General features: G+C 72.9%; 20 protein-coding genes. 14 read left to right on the forward strand and 6 right to left on the reverse strand.

All coding sequences use genetic code 11. The features are described from left to right. The first annotated feature begins 11 nt into the window (after positions 1-11). The 4 genes from ABD191_RS19365 (at position 12) to ABD191_RS19380 (ending at position 2,210) form a co-directional block, all read left to right on the forward strand. Entirely contained in the window at positions 12-632 is a 621-nt protein-coding gene (locus tag ABD191_RS19365; RefSeq protein WP_344083750.1) for a DivIVA domain-containing protein, read from the forward strand. Then, positions 625-1,107 carry an SRPBCC family protein gene (locus tag ABD191_RS19370; RefSeq protein ID WP_344083753.1) on the forward strand — a complete coding sequence of 161 codons (483 nt, stop codon included), beginning with the start codon at positions 625-627 and terminating at the stop codon, positions 1,105-1,107. Before ABD191_RS19365 ends, ABD191_RS19370 begins: the two co-directional genes overlap by 8 nt. A gap of 76 nt (positions 1,108-1,183) precedes the next feature. Further along, complete coding sequence (locus tag ABD191_RS19375; protein ID WP_344083756.1) at positions 1,184-1,771, forward strand: DNA-3-methyladenine glycosylase I; 588 nt, start codon at positions 1,184-1,186, stop codon at positions 1,769-1,771. Positions 1,772-1,838: 67 nt separating this feature from the next. Beyond that, positions 1,839-2,210, forward strand: a complete 372-nt coding sequence (locus ABD191_RS19380) for a hypothetical protein (RefSeq protein WP_344083759.1) — start codon at positions 1,839-1,841, stop codon at positions 2,208-2,210. On the opposite strand, the gene ku is transcribed toward ABD191_RS19380, so the two are convergent. After that, complete coding sequence (gene ku / locus ABD191_RS19385; protein ID WP_344083762.1) at positions 2,207-3,280, reverse strand: non-homologous end joining protein Ku; 1,074 nt, start codon at positions 3,278-3,280, stop codon at positions 2,207-2,209. The genes ABD191_RS19380 and ku overlap by 4 nt on opposite strands. A gap of 163 nt (positions 3,281-3,443) precedes the next feature. On the opposite strand from ku, the gene ligD (ABD191_RS19390) reads away from it, so the two are divergent. The 4 genes from ligD (ABD191_RS19390) (at position 3,444) to ABD191_RS19405 (ending at position 7,895) form a co-directional block, all read left to right on the forward strand. Then, on the forward strand, positions 3,444-4,412 hold the full coding sequence (gene ligD, locus ABD191_RS19390) for a non-homologous end-joining DNA ligase (protein ID WP_344083806.1): 969 nt from the start codon (positions 3,444-3,446) through the stop codon (positions 4,410-4,412). After that, positions 4,402-5,286 (forward strand): non-homologous end-joining DNA ligase, encoded by an 885-nt coding sequence (gene ligD / locus ABD191_RS19395; protein WP_344083765.1) that lies wholly within the window; start codon positions 4,402-4,404, stop codon positions 5,284-5,286. Before ligD (ABD191_RS19390) ends, ligD (ABD191_RS19395) begins: the two co-directional genes overlap by 11 nt. Before the next feature lie 79 nt (positions 5,287-5,365). Beyond that, positions 5,366-6,502: an FUSC family protein gene (locus ABD191_RS19400; RefSeq protein WP_344083767.1), complete on the forward strand. Its 1,137-nt coding sequence runs from the start codon at positions 5,366-5,368 to the stop codon at positions 6,500-6,502. A 10-nt stretch (positions 6,503-6,512) separates the two neighbouring features. Next, on the forward strand, positions 6,513-7,895 hold the full coding sequence (locus tag ABD191_RS19405; protein ID WP_344083770.1) for a PrsW family intramembrane metalloprotease: 1,383 nt from the start codon (positions 6,513-6,515) through the stop codon (positions 7,893-7,895). Here the strand turns inward: ABD191_RS19405 and ABD191_RS19410 are convergent. Next, on the reverse strand, positions 7,886-8,221 hold the full coding sequence (locus ABD191_RS19410; protein WP_425560768.1) for a GroES family chaperonin: 336 nt from the start codon (positions 8,219-8,221) through the stop codon (positions 7,886-7,888). The genes ABD191_RS19405 and ABD191_RS19410 overlap by 10 nt on opposite strands. Positions 8,222-8,337: 116 nt before the next feature. Between ABD191_RS19410 and ABD191_RS19415 the strand changes: the two genes are divergently transcribed. Further along, positions 8,338-9,753, forward strand: a complete 1,416-nt coding sequence (locus ABD191_RS19415) for an AI-2E family transporter (RefSeq protein WP_344083776.1) — start codon at positions 8,338-8,340, stop codon at positions 9,751-9,753. A gap of 4 nt (positions 9,754-9,757) precedes the next feature. Here ABD191_RS19415 and ABD191_RS19420 read toward each other — a convergent pair whose 3' ends face one another. Continuing rightward, positions 9,758-11,803, reverse strand: coding sequence for an ATP-dependent DNA helicase (locus ABD191_RS19420; RefSeq protein ID WP_344083809.1), 2,046 nt, complete (start codon positions 11,801-11,803; stop codon positions 9,758-9,760). A 170-nt stretch (positions 11,804-11,973) separates the two neighbouring features. Here ABD191_RS19420 and ABD191_RS19425 point away from each other — a divergent pair, with 170 nt between their 5' ends. From ABD191_RS19425 to ABD191_RS19440, 4 genes are all read left to right on the forward strand, one after another. Continuing rightward, positions 11,974-12,483: a DUF402 domain-containing protein gene (locus ABD191_RS19425; RefSeq protein ID WP_344083779.1), complete on the forward strand. Its 510-nt coding sequence runs from the start codon at positions 11,974-11,976 to the stop codon at positions 12,481-12,483. A gap of 131 nt (positions 12,484-12,614) precedes the next feature. Further along, a complete protein-coding gene (locus tag ABD191_RS19430) occupies positions 12,615-13,514 on the forward strand; it encodes a PPK2 family polyphosphate kinase (protein ID WP_344083782.1) in 900 nt (299 codons plus the stop codon). Between the two features lie 166 nt (positions 13,515-13,680). Further along, entirely contained in the window at positions 13,681-14,313 is a 633-nt protein-coding gene (locus ABD191_RS19435) for a DUF47 domain-containing protein (RefSeq protein WP_425560769.1), read from the forward strand. Positions 14,314-14,318: 5 nt separating this feature from the next. After that, the gene (locus tag ABD191_RS19440) at positions 14,319-15,320 is read left to right on the forward strand and encodes an inorganic phosphate transporter (RefSeq protein WP_344083785.1); all 1,002 of its coding nucleotides are present in this window, start codon (positions 14,319-14,321) and stop codon (positions 15,318-15,320) included. Here the strand turns inward: ABD191_RS19440 and ABD191_RS19445 are convergent. After that, positions 15,317-16,291 carry a Gfo/Idh/MocA family protein gene (locus ABD191_RS19445; RefSeq protein WP_344083788.1) on the reverse strand — a complete coding sequence of 325 codons (975 nt, stop codon included), beginning with the start codon at positions 16,289-16,291 and terminating at the stop codon, positions 15,317-15,319. The genes ABD191_RS19440 and ABD191_RS19445 overlap by 4 nt on opposite strands. Positions 16,292-16,324: 33 nt before the next feature. Here ABD191_RS19445 and ABD191_RS19450 point away from each other — a divergent pair, with 33 nt between their 5' ends. Beyond that, positions 16,325-17,176: an NUDIX hydrolase gene (locus ABD191_RS19450; protein WP_344083791.1), complete on the forward strand. Its 852-nt coding sequence runs from the start codon at positions 16,325-16,327 to the stop codon at positions 17,174-17,176. Positions 17,177-17,198: 22 nt separating this feature from the next. On the opposite strand, the gene mshD is transcribed toward ABD191_RS19450, so the two are convergent. Both mshD and ABD191_RS19460 read right to left on the reverse strand, forming a co-directional pair. Beyond that, the gene (gene mshD / locus ABD191_RS19455; protein WP_344083794.1) at positions 17,199-18,122 is read right to left on the reverse strand and encodes a mycothiol synthase; all 924 of its coding nucleotides are present in this window, start codon (positions 18,120-18,122) and stop codon (positions 17,199-17,201) included. A 90-nt stretch (positions 18,123-18,212) separates the two neighbouring features. After that, positions 18,213-18,962, reverse strand: coding sequence for a winged helix-turn-helix transcriptional regulator (locus ABD191_RS19460; protein WP_344083797.1), 750 nt, complete (start codon positions 18,960-18,962; stop codon positions 18,213-18,215). Positions 18,963-19,483: the final 521 nt, after the last annotated feature.

Genomic DNA, 19,483 nt, shown 5'->3' on the forward strand with positions numbered 1-19,483 from the left:
CGATCGCAGCTATGGGTTCCCTGGTCCTCGTCCTCGTTATCGCGCTCGTGGTCGGCGCGCTCATCTTCGGCGTGCTCGCTCTGCTGTCGGGCGACGACCCCGGCCTCGTTCCCGCCGAGGCCGACTACGCGTTGCCGCTGCCCGCCGACCGCCCGCTGGTCGAGGACGACCTCGCCGAGGTGCGCTTCGACACCGCGCTGCGGGGCTACCGGATGGCCCAGGTCGACCGGGCGCTGCGGCGGGCCGCGTACGACATCGGGTACAAGGACGAGATGATCTCCGTTCTCGAGGCGGAGATCAGCGCGCTGCGGGAGGGCCGCGCCGAGGACGCCGAGCTGATGCGCAAGGCGCGCGAGAACGCGCTCGCCGGCGTGGATCGCGGCTACGCCGTTCCGGTCGAGGCCGGCGGCGAGCCGGCCCCGGCGGGCGACGAGACCGAGCCCGCGGAGATCGAGCTGGCCGACGCGGCGGTGACCGAGGCCGAGACGGCCGAGGCCGAGGCGGAGGCGGCCCAGGCCGCGGAGGAGAGCGCGGAGGCCTCGGAGAGCGCCGAGGCCGCGGAGAGCGCGGCGGCCGGCGGGAGCGCGGCGGACGACGCGCAGCCGGTGGGGCCCCGGACGGCGCGTGCCTGACCGCCCGACCGATCCGGGCGCGCCCGGCGTCGGCGAGGTCACCGCGCAGGTGATCGTGGCGGCCCCGGCCGAGCGCGTGTTCGCCGCCTTCGTCACCTGGGAACGGCAGGGGGAGTGGCTGCCGTTCACCACTGTCCGCCTCGTCGAGGGGGACGGCGGCGTCGGCAGCCACGTGGAGGCCGTCACCACGGTCGGACCGGCGGTGCTGCGCGACGAGCTGCTCGTCGACCACCTCGATCCGCCGTACGAGGTGCGGGTGGTCCACTTCGGCAAGGTGCTGCGTGGGCCGGGCGTGATGCGGTGCACGCCGCTGGCCGGCGGGCGTACGCAGGTGGTCATGCACGAGTGGTTCCACCTGCCGGCGGGCGTGCTCGGCCAGGTGGCACGGCCGCTGCTGTGGCCCGGGTCCAAGCTGAGCCTGCGGGTGGCGCTCGGCCGGTTCGCGAAGCTCGTGGAGTCCGGCGCGCTACCCTGACGGGCCGATCTGTGGACGACCGGCCGGCCTGTGGACAACGCCGGCCGTGTCGGAGCCGGGTCGTAGCCTGGGGACCATGACGGACCTCGTGACGGGCGCCGATGGCCTGGCCCGCTGCCCCTGGGGCGCTAGCACGCCCGACTACGTGACCTACCACGACACGGAGTGGGGTCAGCCGGTCCGCACGGACGACGCCCTCTTCGAGCGGCTGACGCTGGAGGCGTTCCAGTCGGGCCTGTCCTGGATCACCATCCTGCGCAAGCGGCCCGCCTTCCGGACGGCGTTCGACCAGTTCGAGATCGCCAAGGTGGCGCGGTACGACGACGGGGACGTGGCCCGGCTGCTCGCCGACGCGGGCATCGTCCGCAACCGGGCCAAGATCGAGGCCGCGATCGCGAACGCGCGCGCGGCGGCCGACCTGCCGGACGGGCTGACCGAGCTGCTGTGGTCGTTCGCCCCGCCGCCGCGCCCCGACGGCCGCCCGGCCACCGGGGCGGCGGTCCCGGCCGTCACGCCCGAGTCCACCGCGATGGCCAAGGCCCTGCGCAAGGCCGGGTTCCGCTTCGTGGGCCCGACAACGGCGTACGCGTTGATGCAGGCCACCGGCATGGTGGACGACCACCTGGCGGGCTGCCACGTGCCCGTGGGGGTTCCCTCGCGCTGACGAAGTGTTCGTTGCCGGCCTGGCTCGTTTGCTATGAAGGGAGCAGAGCCGGCTAAGGGGGACCGCGATGACGGAAGTGACCAGTGGCTCGCTCACGGACCAGGCGTGCGCGATCGTCCGCCGCTATGTCGAGGACGCGCTGTTCGGCGGGGACGAGGCCGCCCTGCGCGAGACCGTCGCCGATGACTCCCTGCAGGAACGGGCCTGGATGTTCTGGGCCGCGTTCAACGAGCGCCACCTCTACGGCGTCGACGTGATCTTCGCCAGCGCGGAGGGCGACCGGGTCGCCTGCCACTTCACGGGCAGCCTCGTGCAGGTCGGCGCGTGGGTGACCGCCGCGATGCCCGCCGCGGGCGGCGGCTTCGTGGCCGCGGAGTGCACGGCGATCTACATGCTGAGCGACGGCCGGATCGTCAACTACCGCGAGACCTGGCGTTAGGCCGTCCGGCGGGCCTTCGCGGGCGCCTTCTTCGCGGTCGACTTCGTCGAGGCGGTCTTCTTGGCCGCCGTGGCCTTCTTCGCGGTGGTGGACTTCGCCGCCGCCTTCTTGGCCGCCGGCTCCGCGCCGGTCGCCTTCGTCGCCTTCTTCGCGGGCGTCTTCTTGGCGGGCGTCGCCTTCTTCGCCGGGGTCTCCTTCGCCGGGGGCTCCTTCGCCGGAGCCGCCTTCGCTGAGCGGGCCGAGGTGATCGGCGTCGGCTCGACCGGCTCGTGCTCGGGCGCCTCGCCGCCCGCGCGGGCGGCCTTCGCCCGGTCCACGGAGGCGCGCAGCGCCGCCATGAGATCGATCGCGCCGCTCGGGGCCTCCTCTGTGGCCGGCGGGGCGACGACCTCCTTGCCGCTCACCTTCGCCTCGATGACCTGCTGCAGCGCCTCGCGGTAGTCGTCCGTGTACTCGTCCGGGCTGAAGTCGCCCGTCATCGAGTCGATGAGCGAGGTCGCCATGGCCAGTTCCTGCGAGCGGACCTTGATGCCCTCGTCGAGGAAGCCGAATTCCGGCGTGCGCACCTCGTCGGGCCACAGCATCGTGTTGAGGACGAGCACATCGTCGCGGACGCGCAGGGTGGCCAGCTGCTCGCGCTGGCGCAGCGCCACCTTCACGATCGCGACCCGGTCCGACTCGGCCAGCGCCTCGCGCAGCAGCACGTACGGCTTGGTGGCCACCTTGTCGGGCTCCAGGTAGTAGGCCTTGGCGTAGAGCATCGGGTCGATCTGGTCCGACGGCACGAACTCCAGCACGTCGATCGCCCGGCTGGTGCTCAGGGGCAGGTCGGCGAAGTCCTCGTCTGTCAGCACGACCAGCTCGCCGCCGCCCAGGTCGTACCCCTTGGCGATCTCGTCGTACTTGACCTCTTCGCCGTCGAGCTCGCACACCCGCCGGTAGCGGATCCGGCCACCGTCGGAGCGGTGCACCTGGTGGAACCGGATGTCCTTCTCCTCGGTCGCCGAGTACAGGCGTACGGCGATCGACACCAGACCGAACGAGACCGCACCCTTCCAGATCGCCCGCATTTGTGCCCCCTCCCCGCCGCGCCGCGCGGCGAGCTGCCGGCTCGAATTACCAGCATCCCACGCCAGATACCCAGGACAAGGGGGTCGTACCCGTACGGTATTGATCATTTAGGCTGGTGGGGTGGCCGGATCGGCACGCGCCAGGCCCGGGCATCCCGAGCGGGTGCCCGGCTCCGTGCCCGCGCCCATGCTCGCCATGACCGGGGAGCTGCCGCGGGGCCCGGGCTGGGCGTACGAGTTCAAGTGGGACGGGGTGCGCGCCCTGGCCCGCTGCGACGGCGACCGCTTCGCCCTGTTCGCCCGCTCGGGCGCCGAGATCACCCTCGCCTACCCGGAGCTGCGGCGGCTGGGGGCCGTCGCCGCCGAGGCCGGGGCTGGTGGCGACGCCCTGCTCGACGGGGAGATCGTCGCGCTCGGGGCGGACGGCCGGCCCAGCTTCACGGCCCTGGCCGAGCGCATGCACGTACGGGACACGACGAAGGCCGCCGCGCTGGCCGCCGCCCTCCCGGTCACCTACATGATCTTCGACGTGCTGCGCTGGAACGGCGCCGACCTGACGGGCGCGAGCTACGCCCGCCGTCGCGACCTGCTCGACTCGCTGCCGCTCGACGGGTACGACCGGTGGCTCGTCCCGCCGAGCTTCGACGACGGCCCGGCCACCCTGGCCGCCGCCCACGATCTCGCCCTGGAGGGCGTCGTCGCCAAGCGGCTGGCGGCGCCCTACTTCGCGGGCCAGCGGACGGGCGACTGGATCAAGGTCAAGCGCGAGCACACGATCGACGTGGTGGTGGGCGGCTGGCGGCCGGGCGTGCGCCCGCTCGGCGCGCTGCTGGTCGGCGTGGCCCGGCCGGATGGCCGGCTCGACTACCGGGGCCGGGTCGGCGGCGGCATCTCCGGCGCCGCGCAGCGGCTGCTGCTCGACAGCCTGCGGCCGCTGGTCGCCGCCGAGGCGCCGTTCGCGACGCCGCTGCCCCGCGAGGACGCCAAGGGGGCCACGTTCGTGCGTCCCGAGCTGGTCGTCGAGGTGCGCTACGGGCAGCTCACCCCGGACGGGCGGCTGCGCTTCCCGAGGTTCGTCCGCATCCGCCCGGACAAGACGCCCGCGGAGACGGGAGACGCCGATGCCGGGTGACCGCGTGCTCGTCCGGGTCGACGGCCGGGAGCTGGAGCTGTCGAATCTCGACAAGGTGCTCTATCCCCGGACCGGGTTCACCAAGGGCGAGATGATCGACTACTACGTCCGGGTGGCGCCGGTGCTCCTGCCCTATCTCAGGGGCCGCCCCCTGACCCGCATCCGCTATCCGAACGGCGTCGCCGCGCAGGGCTTCTTCGAGAAGAACGCCCCCGCCGGGACGCCCGACTGGGTGCGCACGGTGACCCTGCCCGTGCCCGGCTCCACCCGGTCGCGGGAGACGATCGACTTCGTCGTGGTCGACGACGTCGCCACGCTCGTCTGGCTGGCGAACCTCGCCGCGATCGAGCTGCATACCCCGCAGTGGCGGGTGTCCGCCGACGGCGACCCGCGCCCGCCGGACCTGCTCGTGGCCGATCTCGACCCGGGCCCCGGCACCGGCCTGGCCGAGTGCGGGCTGGTCGCCGTCGCCGCCCGCGAGCGCTTCGCGCTCGACGGGCTGGCGGCCGTGCCGAAGACCTCCGGGAAGAAGGGCATGCAGCTGGTCTGCCGGCTGCCGGGCACGTCGGGGTCCGAGGAGATCAACGGGTACGCGAAAACTGTCGCCGAGGACCTGGAGCGTGCCCTGCCGGAGCTGGTCGTCTCCCGGATGGCCAGGAACCTGCGCGCCGGCAAGGTCTTCTTCGACTGGAGCCAGAACGCGGCCGCGAAGACGACCGTCGCGCCGTACTCGCTGCGGGCCGGCGACACTCCGGCCGTGTCCGCGCCGCTGACCTGGGACGAGGTCGAGTCCGGCCGGTTGGCGCCGCTCGGGCCGGCCGACGTGCTCGCCCGGGTGGCCACGGGCGGCGACCTGCTGGCCGAGGCGGCCTGACCGTACGCGGGTCTGACGCGGTGGCCGGCAATAAGCCGTTTTTGTCCTGCATGGCACCGGAACGTGGTTAGCGTGGGCCATGCCCGACCTCGCGCGGATCACGGAGACGTCGAAGCGCACCCTGCGCGACCGGCGCCGGCGTGTGCGGGCGAACCTGCTCGTCGCCGCCCAGGGCGCCATGGCCGCCGCGCTGGCCTGGTGGATCTCGGCCGACCTGCTGCACCACTACCAGCCGTTCTTCGCGCCGATCGCGGCCCTGATCGTCATCGGTACGCTCATCGGCGCGCGGGTGCGGCGCGCGCTGGAGCTGGTGTTCGGCGTCGCGCTGGGCATCGCGCTCGGCGACATCCTCATCCTCGTCGTCGGCGTCGGTCCGGTGCAGCTGGGCCTGGCGGTCCTCCTGGCGATCGTCGCGGCGGTCTATCTGGGCGGTGGCGCCATGATGATGAGCCAGGCCGCGTCGTCGGCCGTCCTCGTCGCCACGCTGGCCCCGCCCTCGACCGGGGTGTACTTCTCGCGGTTCTTCGACGCGCTCATCGGGGGCGCGGTCGGCATCGTCGTGGTGACCGTCCTGCTGCCGCTGAACCCGTTGCGCGCGGTCGCCCGGGCCGCCGACCCGGCGATGCGGACGCTGAGCGGGGCGCTCATGCGCATCTACGAGGCGCTCGGCCACCGGGAGGCCAACTGGGCGCTGGACGCGCTGGACGACCTGCGCGAGGGGGAGGCGGACCAGGCGCATTTCCGCGACGTGCTGCCGGTGGGCCGGGAGACGGTCACGCTGGCCCCGGTGCGGTGGCGCTCGCGTAGCGAACTCGCGCAGTACGTCGAGGCGGCCGTGCATGTCGACCGGGTGTGGCGCAACGCCCGGGTGATGGCCCGCCGGGTCGCCTTCCTCATCGACGATGACGAGCCGGCCCCGCCGGAGCTGGTGGCCGCCATTCGCGAACTGGCCGAGGGGGTGAGCGCGCTGCGCCGTGACCTCGCGGACGGGGTCGAGCCGGAGGCGACCCGCCAGCACGCGCTGTCCGCGGTCCGGTACGGCGGCTCCGCGTACCTGCAGCACCTGGACCTGTCCGGCAACGCGGTCGTCGCCACGATCCGCAACGCCGCCGCCGACCTGCTGGAGGCGACCGGCGTGGCGCACAAGGAGGCCGATCGGCTGATCCGGCGGGCGGCGCCGATCACGCGCCTGCCCCGGCGTCCGGTGCCCGGTTAGGCTGGCGGGCATGTCGCTGCCGCCGGACCCCGCCGCCCAGCCGGCGCCGCCCGCCGCGCCGCAGGCCGTCGCGGTGCAGGCCGCCGGGGCGGACCCCCGGCCCGCCCTGCCGGCGCCGCCGCGTCCCCGGCTGCTCGAGCGGCGGCGTGGCCTGTGGCTCGGGCTCTTCATCGCCTTCATCGCGATCTGTGGCGTGGTGCTGCTCGGCTATGTGGGCAACCGGATCGGGCCGGTCGCGCTCGCGGTGGGCGTGGCGGCCGCGATGCTGCCGGTGCCCGTACTGGTGAGCTGTTTTCTGTGGTTGGACCGGTACGACCCGGAACCGGTGCAGCTGCTGCTGCTCTGCTTCCTGTGGGGCGCGTTCGTCGCCACCGGGGTCGCGCTGCTGGTCAACACGTCGGCCGCGTGGGCGTTCGAGCGGTGGGGCGTCGCGGACGAGCTGGTCGGGGTGCTGGTCGCCCCGGTCATCGAGGAGCTGATGAAGGCCGCCTTCCCGATCGCGCTGCTGTTTCTCGCGCGGCGGCGGTTCTCCGGCGTCACCGACGGCATCGTCTTCTGTGGACTGTCGGCGACCGGCTTCGCCATGGTGGAGAACATCCTTTACCTGGGCGGGTACGGCTACGCCTCGGGCGCCGCGGAGGGCGGGGTCGCCGGTGGGGCGCTGGCGGTGGAGGCGATGTTCATCGGCCGGGTGCTGTTCAGCGGCTTCGGGCATCCGCTGTTCACGGCCATGGTCGGCATCGGGCTGGGCATCGCCGCGCGGTCGGCCGACCGGCGGGTGCGCGTGCTCGCACCGTGTGTCGGGTTACTGCTGGCCATGGGTCTGCACGCCGCGTGGAACCTGATGGCCACGCTCGCTCAGGACGACGCGTACTACGTCCTCTACGGGTACTTCTCGGTCTTCATGCCGATCTTCCTCACGGTGACCGGCATCGTGATCTGGGTGCGGTCCTGGGAGGGTCGGCTCACCGAACGCGTCCTGCCCGCGTACGCGGCCGCCGGCTGGTTCTCACCGCCCGAGGTCATCGCGCTGGGCACCCTCGGGCGCCGGCTCTCGGCGCGGGCCTGGGCACGCCGGGTGGCCGGTGACGCGGGCGCCGCCGCGATGCGTGGCTACCAGTTCGCCGCGACCCGGCTCGCGCTCGTCCGCGACGGGCTCGACCGTGGGCTGCGGCGTAAGCCCGAAGAGATCGAGGTCGCGCTGGAGGAGGAGCGCGCGCTGCTGTCCGCCATCGAGGCGTACCGGCAGGTGTTCACCCGCCGCGACCCGATGACCCCGCCGGCCCGCTGGGACGGGCAGCGCTATCACGTGGTGTTCCCCGACGGGGTGCCGCGCCCGGTCGACGCGCCGCCGCTGCCGGTCGTACCCGTGCCGTTCCTCGCTCAGAGGTAGAGGCCCGTGCCGTCCTGCTCGACGCGGCGGGCGGCGACGGCGTGCACGTCGCGCTCGCGCAGCAGGATGAAGTCCTTGCCCTGCAGCTCCACCTCGGCGCGGTCCTCCGGGTCGAACAGCACCCGGTCGCCGGTGACGATCGTGCGCACGTGCGGGCCGACCCCCACGGCGGTCGCCCAGGACAGCCGCCGGCCCACCGAGGCCGTCGCCGGGATCACGATGCCCGCCGACGAGCGACGCTCGCCCTCGCTGCCGTCCTGGCGTACGAGTACCCGGTCGTGCAGCAGCCGGATCGGCAGGCCGGTGTCGAGATCCGTGTCGGTCACGTTTGCCAAGCTACCTCCCGGGCAAGTCAGGTCCGCGCGGGGTTCCGGATAACAGGGCTGACGGGCGCGCCGCCGCTACGGTATTAAGGCGGTGTCCGGTCTGCAGGAGGTGACGCGTGGGACGTTTCGCGCAGTGGCGCGCTGGGGTACGGCAGGCCGTGGAGGCGCGCCGGGAGTCCATCCGTGCGGCGCAGGCCTCGGCGAGTGCCCAACAGGCCACGGAGTACGCGATCCTCGCGCGCGGTGAGTCGGCGCTCGCCCAGGCCCGCGCCGACGAGAACGGCCAGACCACGATCGAGGTGGTCGGCCGCGACGACAGCGAGGTGCCGCACGGGCTGCGCATCGCGGCCGGCTGGGCCTGGCGCCTGCTCGTGCTCATCCTCGCCACGGCGGTGCTGCTCTACCTGGTCGCGCGCCTGCAGCTCGTGGTCATACCGTTGGCCATCTCGCTGCTGCTGTCGGCCCTGCTCGCCCCGTTCGTCGACTCGCTTCGCCGCATGGGGGTGCAGCGGTCGCTGGCAACCGCGATCGCCCTGGTCACCGGCATCGCGGCCGTCGCCGGCGTGCTGACGATGGTCATCACGCAGTTCATCAACGGCTTCCCGAAGCTGTCGGAGAACACCGCGCAGGCCATCAGCCGCATTCAGACCTGGCTGCAGACCGGCTTCCTGCACCTGACCGACCAGCAGCTCAACAGCTTCTTCGACGAGGTGCAGAAGTGGCTCACCAACAACAAGGACACGCTCACCAGCGGCGCGCTGAGCACGGCGACCACGATCCTGCACGTGCTCACCGGCGTGTTCCTGGTGCTGTTCTCGACCTTCTTCTTCATGCGGGACGGCCGGTCGATCACGGGTTTCCTCATCGGTCTGCTGCCGTCGCGCGCGCGTGAACCCATGGCCCACGCGGCCGACGAGTCGTGGCGCACGCTCGTGTCCTATGTGCGCGCCACCGTGCTGGTCGCCTTCATCGACGCGGTCGGCATCGGCCTCGCGCTGGTGATCCTGCGGGTGGACTTCTGGCTGCCGCTGGCCGCGCTGGTCTTCCTCGGCTCGTTCATCCCGGTCATCGGTGCCACGATCTCGGGCGCGGTGGCGAGCCTGGTCGCCCTGGTCACGAACGGCTGGGTCACCGCGCTGCTCGTGCTCGGTTCGGTGATCCTGGTGCAACAGCTGGAGGGCCACGTCCTGCAGCCGTTGATCATGGGTCGCGCGGTCTCCATCCACCCGCTCGCCGTCATCGTCGCCATCGCGATGGGTGGCGTCGTGGCCGGCATCATCGGCGCGCTGGTCGCCGTGCCGCTGGTCGCGGTCCTCAACACCGCCGTGCGGGTCCTCGCGGCGCACCGTCACGGAGCCCAGGGGGGCATGGCGCACGACCGCGCCGATCCGGGCGACGACGGCCTCGCCGTCCCGCCGCCGGCGAGCCCGGAGGGGCCGGCCAAGGGGGCCCGGGAGGCCGCCGCCGAGGCGGCCGACGCGGCGGCGGACGCGACCCGCAGCGCCCGGGACCCGGAGCGGCCCTCCCGGTAGACCGTCAGCGCGCGGGCTCCGGCGTCGCGTGGGTGGTGCGCAGCCGGGTCAGCGCGCCCATGACGACCTCCGGCCTGGTCGTGTACCAGAACGGTGGCAGGGTGCGGCGCAGGAAGCCGCCGTAGCCGCGCGCGGTCTCCAGCCGGGAGTCGAGCACCGCCACCACGCCCCGGTCGCTGGCGGAGCGGATCAGGCGGCCCACGCCCTGTGCCAGGCGTACGGCCGCGATGGGGACGCTGACCTCCGCGAACCCGGAGCGGCCCGCCGCGTCGACCGCCGCGGCGCGCGCGGCGGCCAGCGGCTCGTCGGGGCGCGGGAACGGCAGCCGGTCGATGACCACCAGCTGGCACGCGTCGCCGGGGACGTCGACGCCCTGCCACAGCGACATGACGCCGAGCAGGCAGCTCGTCGGCTCGGCGCGGAAGCGCTTGACGAGCAGCGGCAGCGCCTCCTCGCCCTGGACCAGGATCTCCAGGTCGGTCTGCGCGCGCAGCACCTCCGCGGCCTGGGTGGCGGCGCGGCGGGAGGAGAAGAGCCCGAGCGTACGCCCGCCGAGCGCGCGCACCAGCCGCACCAGCTCGGCGGCGGCCGGCTCGGCCAGGCCGGACTGCTGGGGCCGGGGCAAATGCGCGGCCACGTAGAGGATGCCCTGCTTGGGATAGTCGAACGGCGAGCCGACGTCCAGGCTGCGCCACGGCAGGTCGAGCGCCGCGTCCCCGCTGGCCACGGCCTCGCGCGCGCCGACAACGGCGTCGCGGGCGCTCGCGGCGGGGTCGCGCTGCGCGGGCGCGGCCGCCCGCCCGGCGGCTGGTCCGGGGGCGGTGAGGCCGAGCGAGCGGGCCACCGTGGCGAACTCGCCGCCCAGCGCGAGTGTCGCGGAGGTGGCGACGACCGTGCGCTCCTCGTACAGGTTGAGGGCGAGCGTGTGCGCCACGCTGAGCGGGGCGACGACCACGGCGCTGCGGCGGCGGTCGTCGCGCTCGACCCAGATGACGTCGGAGGAGTCCTCGGCGAGCATCCGCTGGGCGGTGGTGGCCAGCTCGGCGAGCCAGGCGCGGGCCTGCTGCTTGCGGACCGGGTCCGGATCGTCCTGCTTGATGTCGCCGATGCTGTCGTGCGCCTTGCGGGCGGCCGCGTCGACCAGCATGAGCCCGTCGCGCAGGGCCGGCGGCAGCCCGCCCGTGACCCGGCCGACGGGCGCCTCGACCAGGCCGATCGCGACGGCGTCGGCGGCCTCGGTCAGCCGCTCGTACGCGTCGGCGTCGAGCACCGTGCGCACCCGCCGGCCGGCGCGCTCGACCAGCTCGGGGCTGATCTCGGCCTGGCTGGCGGAGCTGACCCGGTCGACGAGTTCGTGCGCCTCGTCGATGACGAGCAGCTCGTGCTGCGGGATGATGTGCCGCCCCGCGATCATGTCGACGGCGAGCAGGCTGTGGTTGGTGACCACCACATCGGCCTCGCGGGCCCGGGCGCGGGAGGCCTCGGCGAAGCAGTCCTCGCCGAACGGGCACCGGGCCGCCCCGACGCACTCGCGCGCCGGGGTGGACACGAGCCGCCAGGCCGTGTCGTCGACGCCGGGGTCTAGCTCGTCGCGGTCGCCCGTCTCGGTCTCCATCGCCCAGTCGCGCAGCCGCTGGATCTGCTTGCCGAGCCGGCCGGCCTCGCCGAGCCAGCGGGTGCCGCCGCCGGGCCGGGTCGCGCCGCCGGTGGGCCTGCCGCCGCCGAGCCCGCCGTCGTCCAGGTCGAACAGGCCGTCGGGCTCCTGCTCGTCGGCGGCCTCCAGCTTGGCCAGGCAGACGTAGTGGTGGCGTCCCTTGAGCACGGCGAAGGTCGGCGTGCGGCCCAGCGCCGGGGTGACGGCCTGCGCCAGCCGGGGCAGGTCGTGCTCCACGAGCTGGTGCTGCAGCGCGAGCGTCGCGGTGGAGACCACCACGGGCGGCTCGGCCAGCAGGGCGGGCACCAGGTACGCCAGCGACTTGCCGGTGCCGGTGCCGGCCTGCACGAGCAGGTGCTCGCCGGACTCGGCGGCGCGGGCCACCGCCTGGGCCATGGCCACCTGGCCGGGGCGCTGGGCGCCGCCGGGGACGCCGCCGACCGCCGTGGCGAGCAGTTCTTCGACCGAGGGAGGGACAGTCACGGGAGACGACGCTACCGGGCGCCTGTGACGCCCAGTCAGGTTTTCCACAGCGCGCGTCGCGGAGGGCAACTACGCTGCGGGAGGTGTCCGGTGACGACGAGGTCAGGTTGGTCTTCCGCAAGTACGACGGGAGCCCGCACTGGTCCTCGCCCATGCGTCGCCTCGGCGAGGACGAGCACGGTGTCTGGCTCGGGGCCCCGGCCGGCGCGATCGCCCGCCGGGGGCGGGCCACCGGCCGGGCGGTCGACTACGCGCACGTGGTCCTCGTGCCGAGGGACGGCTGGTGGACGGCGACCTTCAACGACGTGCCGAAGCCCACGGAGATCTACTGTGACGTGACGACGCCGCCGCGCTGGCTGGCGCCGGACGAGGTGACGGTCGTCGACCTCGACCTGGACGTGCGCCGCCGCCGCACCGGCGAGGTGGAGGTCCTCGACGAGGACGAGTTCGTGGCGCACCGGGCCCGGTACGGCTACACCGGGGACGTCGTGGAGCAGGCGCTCGCGGCCGTCGCCTACCTGGACAAGGCGCTGCGCGGGGACGTGGAACCGTTCTCCCGTGACTATCACCACTGGCTGGCCCGGGTGCGCTGACGCACACCGCCACGCCCGTCGCGCGTGTGCGCTCAGGTGCGCCGGGGGTATTCGGTAACCGCCGTCGGACTTTCCGGCGGCGGGTGACATTTTGCCCGCTAACCTCCGGGACGTACGAAATGATATCTGTTATGCCGTCGCGCGAGGGTGAGCTGCGCTCCCTGCTCGCGGTGCGATCGGATCCGCCCTTCGATCTCGCCGCGGTCGATCCGCGCGCGACGCCGGGCCTGCCCCCGTCCGTCCTGCTGGACGGGGACCCGAAGGGGTGGTCGCGCTCGGCGGTCGCCGCGATCGGCGGGTCGCTCGCCGAGAGCCAGAACAAGCTGTACGCGTCCGCGAAGGTGGCCGCCGACCCCCGCCGCGTGCTGCTGGTCCTGCAGGCGATGGACTGCGGCGGCAAGGACGGCACGATCCGCACCGTGGCCGGCGCGTTGAACCCCCAGGGGCTGCGGGTCGTGGCGTTCGGCCCGCCGACCGACGTCGAGCGCCGCCACCACTTCCTGTGGCGGGTGGCCCAGGCGGTGCCGCCGGCCGGCGCGATCGGCGTGTTCAACCGGTCGCACTACGAGGACGTCCTGGCCGCGCGCGTGCGCGGGCTGGTCCCGGAGCGCACCTGGCAACGCCGGTACGACGAGATCAACGAGTTCGAGGCGGGGCTCGTGTCCGGCGGTGTGACGCTTATCAAAGTGATGTTGCACATATCGGCCGATGAACAGCGCGAGCGCCTGCTGGCCCGGCTCGACGACCCGGCCAAGCGGTGGAAGTTCGACCCGGCCGACGTGGACGAGCGCGCCCGCTGGGCGGACTACCAGGCCGCTTACGCTGACGCCCTCGCGCGGTGCTCGACGCCCGCCGCCCCGTGGTACGTCGTTCCGGCCGATCGCAAGTGGTATCGCAACTGGGCCGTGGCCACCTTGACGCGCGAGACGCTCGACGGCATGGCGCTGGCCTACCCATCGGTGCAGTTCGATGTGCCTGAGCAGCGCCGGAGGCTGGCGGAGGCGGATGAAACGGGCGCCGTACCTGGGTAACCGGCTTGGCAAACGGAAGGTGAACAAACAATGAACGATCTTTGCGAATGCCACCCCGATCTGTCGGCGGGTCGGCGCGCGCCCTAGCATTCCCCCCGGTCGCACGGGTGAACCCCGGCCCACGCTGACCGCTGTGCTGAGATGACATTCCGTTAACACGAGGTGGATGACCGTGCGATTCAAGCTGCGCCCGAAGGACGACACGTTCTTCGACTACTTCACGCGTGCGGCCCAGAACCTCGTCAAGGGCGCGGAACTGCTGTCGGAGCTGGCCGTGCCGGGTGCGGACGTGCAGTCGGTCTCGGAGCGCCTCGGCGACATCGAGCACGACAGCGACCAGATCACCCACGCGCTCTACAACAAGATCAACACTTCGTTCATCACGCCGTTCGACCGCGAGGACATCTACCGCCTCGGGTCGCAGCTCGACGACGTCATGGACCACATCGAGGCGACCGGCAACCTCGTCTACCTGTACGGCCTGACGAAGATGCCCGCGCTGCCGCGCGAGATGCTCGAGCTGATCGACGTCATCGACCGGCAGGCGCGCGTCACGGCCGAGGCCATGCCGCGGCTGAAGACGATGAAGGACCTCAAGGACTACTGGATCGAGTGCAACCGCCTGGAGAACGAGGGCGACCGCGCCTACCGGATGCTGCTCGTCCGGCTCTTCTCCGGTGAGTACGACGCCCTGACCGTGCTGAAGATGAAGGAGGTGGCCGACGAGTTGGAGCAAGCCACCGACGCCTTCGAGCACGTGGCGAACACCGTCGAGACGATCGCGGTCAAGGAGTCCTGAGTCCCTTGAGCGCGGAACTCCTCGGAACCGTCATCGTGATCACGGTCGCGATGGGGTTCAACTACACCAACGGCTTCCATGACGCGGCCAACGCCATCGCGACCTCGGTCTCGACGCGCGCGCTCACGCCGCGGGTGGCGTTGGGCATGGCCGCGGTCGGCAACCTCCTCGGCTCGTTCCTCGGCAGCGGCGTCGCGCAGACCGTCGGCAAAGGAATCGTCGCGCTGCCGGAGAACCACGCCAGCCTCGGCGTGGTGCTCGCCGGGCTGGTCGGCGCCACGATCTGGAACCTCATCACGTGGGCGTTCGGCATCCCGTCGTCCTCCTCGCACGCGCTCATCGGCGGCCTCGTCGGCGCCACGATCTTCGCGGCCGGCGGCGTCGTGAAGTGGATGGGCATCGTCGAGAAGGTCGTCCTCCCGATGTTCCTGTCGCCCGTGGTGGGCTTCATCCTCGGTTACCTCGTGATGCTCGGCGTGATGTGGATCTTCCGGCGCGGCAACCCGGGCAAGCTGAACCGGGGCTTCCGCATCGCGCAGACCGTGTCCGCATTCGGTATGTCGGTCGGTCACGGTATGCAGGACGCTGCCAAGATCATGGGTGTGGTCGTGCTCGCGCTCACGGTCGGCGGCTTCCACGAGGGCAACGGCATCCCGGTGTGGGTCAACTTCCTCACCGCCGCCGTGCTCGCCGCCGGTACGTACGCGGGCGGCTGGCGGATCATCCGCACCCTGGGCCGCCGCGTGATCCACCTCGGCCCGCCGCAGGGCTTCGCCGCGGAGACCACGGCCACCTCGGTGCTGGTCGCGGCCACGAGCTTCGGCCTGCCCATCTCGACCACGCACACGATCACCTCGGCGATCATGGGTGTGGGCGCGACCAAGCGGCTCTCGTCCGTGCGGTGGGGCGTGGCCGGGAACATCGTGATGGCGTGGTTCCTGACGTTCCCGGCCGCGGGCGGCATGGCGATGCTCTGCTTCTTCGCCATCCGGCCCTTCTTCGGCTAGTCGTAGGTCACGCCGATCTGGGCGCGGACCGCGTCCAGCACGCCCATGATCTCCAGGGTCTCGGCCTGCGGGATGAGCGGCGAGTCGAGCAGGCCCTCGCGCAGGCAGCGCATGACCTCCTCGGCCTCGTGGCTCATCCCGTTGCCCCGGAAGGGGATGTCGAACTCCTCGACGTCCTCTCCCCGGATCAGCAGGAACCCGTTCGGGCGGAAGAACGGCCCGGGCACCTCGATGCGGCCCGTACTGCCCACAATCGACCCGCGCATGCCGGAGACGCCGACGGCGCCGCAGTGCAGCGTGGCCACCGCGCCCGAGTCGTAGCCGAAGACCATGCCGGTGTTCGCGTCCGTGCCCTCCGGCCACAGCGACGCCCACGCCCGGATCTCGGCCGGCGCGCCCAGCCACAGGTGGGCGAACGTCACCGGGTAGATGCCCAGGTCAAGAAGGGCGCCGCCGCCCAGCTCCTTCGCGCGCATCCGGTGCGACGGGTCGAACGGGCCGCCCACCCCGAAGCTCGCGTCGACCGACGCGACCTCCCCGATCGCGCCGTCCGAGATCAGCTCGCCGATGCGCCGGATCGCCGGGTTGGCCCGCATCCACATGGCCTCCATGAGGAACAGGCCGCTGCGCCGGGCGGCGTCCACCAGCTCCTGGGAGCTGGCCCGGTCCAACGTGAACGGCTTTTCGCACAGCACCGGCTTGCCCGCGTCGAGGCACAGCAGCGTGGCCTCGTGGTGCGCCGGGTGCGGCGTGGCGACATAGACGACGTCGACGTCCGGGTCCTCCGCCAGCGCCCGCCAGGACCCGTGCGCGCGGGGGATCGCGTGCTTCGCCGCGAACCGCTCGGCGGCCTCCGTGGACCGCGAACCCACGGCGGCGACCACCGCGTCGGGCAGCAGCTTGAGGTCTTCGGTGAACTGGGTCGCGATCCAGCCCGTGGCCAGGATGCCCCACCTGATCGGCGTCGTCATGCCAGCGACCGTACAGGGCATAAGGTCAACTGTGTGGAGGCAAGCTATCCCGCGCCCGCGTGGCTGGTCGACCGGGCCCGCGAGTTCGCCGCGTCCGGGGCGACCCCCACGACGCCGCGCCGCGCGGCCACCGTCGTGCTGTTACGGCCCGCGCCCGGATCTTTCGAGGTATACGCGCTGCGCCGCGCGGCCACGATGGCCTTCGCGCCGAGCATGTACGCCTTCCCGGGCGGCTCGGTCGACACCCGGGACGCCTCCGCCGAGGCGGCCGGCGCGGTGGCCTGGCACGGCCCGCCGCCCGCGTGGTGGGCGGAGCGGCTGAACCTGCCCGAGGCCGAGGCGGCCGCGGTCGTGTGCGCGGCCGTCCGGGAACTCTTCGAGGAGTGCGGCGTGCTGCTCGCCGGCCCCGTTGCCGGTTCGGACCCCGCTGACCACGGGGAGGCGCTGGTGGACGACGTCAGCGGGCCGGCGTGGCAGCGGGCGCGGGAGGCGCTGGTGCGCCGGGACCTGGGGCTGGCCGAGTTCCTCGCGTCCGCCGGGCTGGCCGTGCGCTCCGACCTGCTCGTGCCGTGGGACCGCTGGCTCACGCCGGAGTTCGAGCCGTACCGCTTCGACGCGTTCTTCTTCGTCGCGCGGATGCCGCAGGGCCAGGTCGCACGGCACGACGCCGAGGCCGACGAGGCCCAGTGGCTGCGCCCGGCCGACGCCCTCGGGCTGCCGATGCTGCCGCCGACGCGGCACACCTTCTCGCTGCTGGCGCGGCACTCCGACATCGACGAGGTGCTGGCCGAGGGCGCGGCCCGGTCGGTGAGGGCCCCGATCCTGACCCGCCTGCGCACCACCCCGGACGGCGCCCACCTGGTGACCGTGTCCACGCTGGCGTAGCGGATCGGCGTGTGATCTGCCGTCAGCGGCTGTAGGAGACGTCCGTGGCCCAGCGCGCGAAGCCGAGCGCCGTGTAGAGGGCCACGGCTCCCCGGTTGGCCTCATCCACATAGAGCATCACCTGGGACAGGCCCTGTTCGCGCAGGTGGCGTAGGCCGGCCAGGGTCAGCGTGCGGCCCAGCCCCATGCCCTGCGCGGCGGGATCGACGCCGAGCACGTAGACCTCGCCGATGGGATCGTGGTCGCCGCCGTGGACCTTCGTCCAGTGGAAGCCCAGCAGGGTGTCGTCGTCGGCGTTGACCGCGAGCAGGAAACCGGCCGGGTCGAACCACGGCTCCGCCATGCGGGTGCGCAGGTCGGGGAGGGTCCAGCGGCCCTGCTCGGGATGGTCGGCGAACGCGCGCGCGTTGACGGCGAGCCACGCCTCGTCGTCGGCGCCGGGCCGGAACGCGCGCAGGGCCACGCCGTCGGCGAGCACCGGCTCGGGTACGGGCGTGTGCAGCGACCGGCGCATCTGCCACAGCGCGCGGACGCGGGTGAAGCCCAGCGACAGCGCCAGCGCGGAGGCGGACGGGTGGTCGCCGTGCGCCCACAGGCGCAGCCGCCCGGCCGGGTCGCGCTCGGCGGCGACGGCCATGGCGGCGGTAGCGAGCGCCCGCCCGTACCCGTGCCGGCGGCGAAGCGGGTGGACCACCAGTTCCGCGGCCGCCCCCTCGACGATGTCGGTCGTGTCCACGTGCGCGTACCCGACGACGTCGGCGCCGTCGCGGATCAGCAGGTGCACGGCCGGGCGGTCGCCGCCGTGGCGCAGGTGCAGCGTGGTGTGTTCGGAGAGGGGGTACGCGCCGTCGGCATCGCCGGCCGCCCCGGCGAGTCGGAACACGGCTGCCGCGTCCGCCGCCGTGAGCCGGTCGGTGCGCTCGACGTCGGGGTGGTTGGTGCTCACGCCCTTCACGGTAGCCGCCCGGGCCGGGTACGACGTCGGCCGCCGACTGGTGGGTACGGCGGCCGACGTGTGCCGGTTAGGGGTCCGGTGTCAGACGGAGGCGGGCAGCGTCTTCGACAGGTGCACCCCGAGCGGGTCGGAGTCAGGCAACGACCGGCTGGACGGGACCACGAACTTGTAGCCGACCTGCCGCACCGTGCCGATCATGGACTCGTATTCCGAGCCGAGCTTGGCCCGCAGGCGCCGCACGTGCACGTCGACCGTGCGGGTGCCGCCGAAGTAGTCGTAGCCCCAGACCTCGCGCAGCAGCTGGTCACGGGTGAAGACCCGGCCGGGGTGCTGGGCGAGGAACTTGAGCAGCTCGAACTCCTTGTAGGTGAGGTCGAGCGGGCGGCCCTTGAGCTTGGCGGCGTAGGTGTCGGGGTCGATGGCCAGCTCGCCGGCGCGGATGAGGCCGCTGCCGACGGCCGCGGCCGTGGTGAGGCGGCCCACGGCGAGGCGCAGGCGCGCCTCCACCTCGGCGGGACCGGCGGAGGTCAGGATGGCGTCGTCGATGCCCCAGTCGGCGTTGAGGGCCACGAGGCCCGCCTCGGCGACGACCGCGAGCAGCGGGACTCCGAGGCCGGTCGCGTGGAGCATGCGGCAGGTGGCGCGGGCCTCGGCCAGTTCGGCGCGGGCGTCCACGATCACGACGTCGGGGCTGGTGCCGGCAACAAGAGCGCGCACGTCCCGAGGGGCCGTGCGCACGGAGTGGGGGAGGAGATCAAGGGCGGGCAGGACGGTGGTTGGGACCTCACTGTTAGCTGACCCGTTGATCGTGGTTAGCAGCAGGATCTCCACGCGTCACCTCCGTGTCGGCGGTGTTAAGACACCGTTCTCGGGAAGGCCCCGGCTTCGCTGACGGGTGGATATCAGGTGACTGTAGCTGATGACCCCGCAGGCGCAGGTCAACCGTTCGGATGTTGCGAGAATGTGGCTACGCCCACACTGTGCCCGGGTTTCCGTTGTGAGGATTTTCGTCGCCGTGTGAGGGCTCACCTGGCCTGCGCCTTTCCGGGACGGCGCGAGGGTGGAGGCGTTGGATACAACGGGCCTTCCCAGCTCATGGGATTCGTTCCCGCGCCCCAGGCACGCTGCGTGTGGTAGTCGTCACAAAGTCCGGGTTGTCCTGCCGATGTCGGGCCTCCTGGTCGCCCTGGGTCGTCCTGCGGGCACGCGCATGGCACGATCGGGGCGTGTTCCCCAGCCCTGGCCCCGATGACCGTGCCCGTGAGCCGAGGTCCGGTGGCGGCCGTCCGGCCGCGGCCGCGGCGCCGCGCGCCTCCGGCGAGCGCGCCGGCGGCCCGCAGCGGCCCGGTGCC

Origin of the sequence: Luedemannella helvata (genome assembly GCF_039528415.1) — a bacterium.
Lineage (GTDB): Bacteria > Actinomycetota > Actinomycetes > Mycobacteriales > Micromonosporaceae > Luedemannella > Luedemannella helvata.

What these genes read in the sequence shown, in the direction of transcription:
- ABD191_RS19400 (WP_344083767.1), top strand. Translation starts at nt 5,366, where the DNA reads ATGCCCGACCTCGCGCGGATCACGGAGACGTCGAAGCGCACCCTGCGC.
- ABD191_RS19445 (WP_344083788.1), bottom strand. Translation starts at nt 16,291, where the DNA reads ATGACGACGCCGATCAGGTGGGGCATCCTGGCCACGGGCTGGATCGCG.
- ABD191_RS19375 (WP_344083756.1), top strand. Translation starts at nt 1,184, where the DNA reads ATGACGGACCTCGTGACGGGCGCCGATGGCCTGGCCCGCTGCCCCTGG.
- ligD (WP_344083765.1), top strand. Translation starts at nt 4,402, where the DNA reads ATGCCGGGTGACCGCGTGCTCGTCCGGGTCGACGGCCGGGAGCTGGAG.
- ku (WP_344083762.1), bottom strand. Translation starts at nt 3,280, where the DNA reads ATGCGGGCGATCTGGAAGGGTGCGGTCTCGTTCGGTCTGGTGTCGATC.
- ABD191_RS19435 (WP_425560769.1), top strand. Translation starts at nt 13,681, where the DNA reads ATGACCGTGCGATTCAAGCTGCGCCCGAAGGACGACACGTTCTTCGAC.
- ABD191_RS19365 (WP_344083750.1), top strand. Translation starts at nt 12, where the DNA reads ATGGGTTCCCTGGTCCTCGTCCTCGTTATCGCGCTCGTGGTCGGCGCG.
- ABD191_RS19420 (WP_344083809.1), bottom strand. Translation starts at nt 11,803, where the DNA reads ATGGCCCAGGCGGTGGCCCGCGCCGCCGAGTCCGGCGAGCACCTGCTC.
- ABD191_RS19430 (WP_344083782.1), top strand. Translation starts at nt 12,615, where the DNA reads ATGCCGTCGCGCGAGGGTGAGCTGCGCTCCCTGCTCGCGGTGCGATCG.
- ABD191_RS19380 (WP_344083759.1), top strand. Translation starts at nt 1,839, where the DNA reads ATGACGGAAGTGACCAGTGGCTCGCTCACGGACCAGGCGTGCGCGATC.
- ABD191_RS19405 (WP_344083770.1), top strand. Translation starts at nt 6,513, where the DNA reads ATGTCGCTGCCGCCGGACCCCGCCGCCCAGCCGGCGCCGCCCGCCGCG.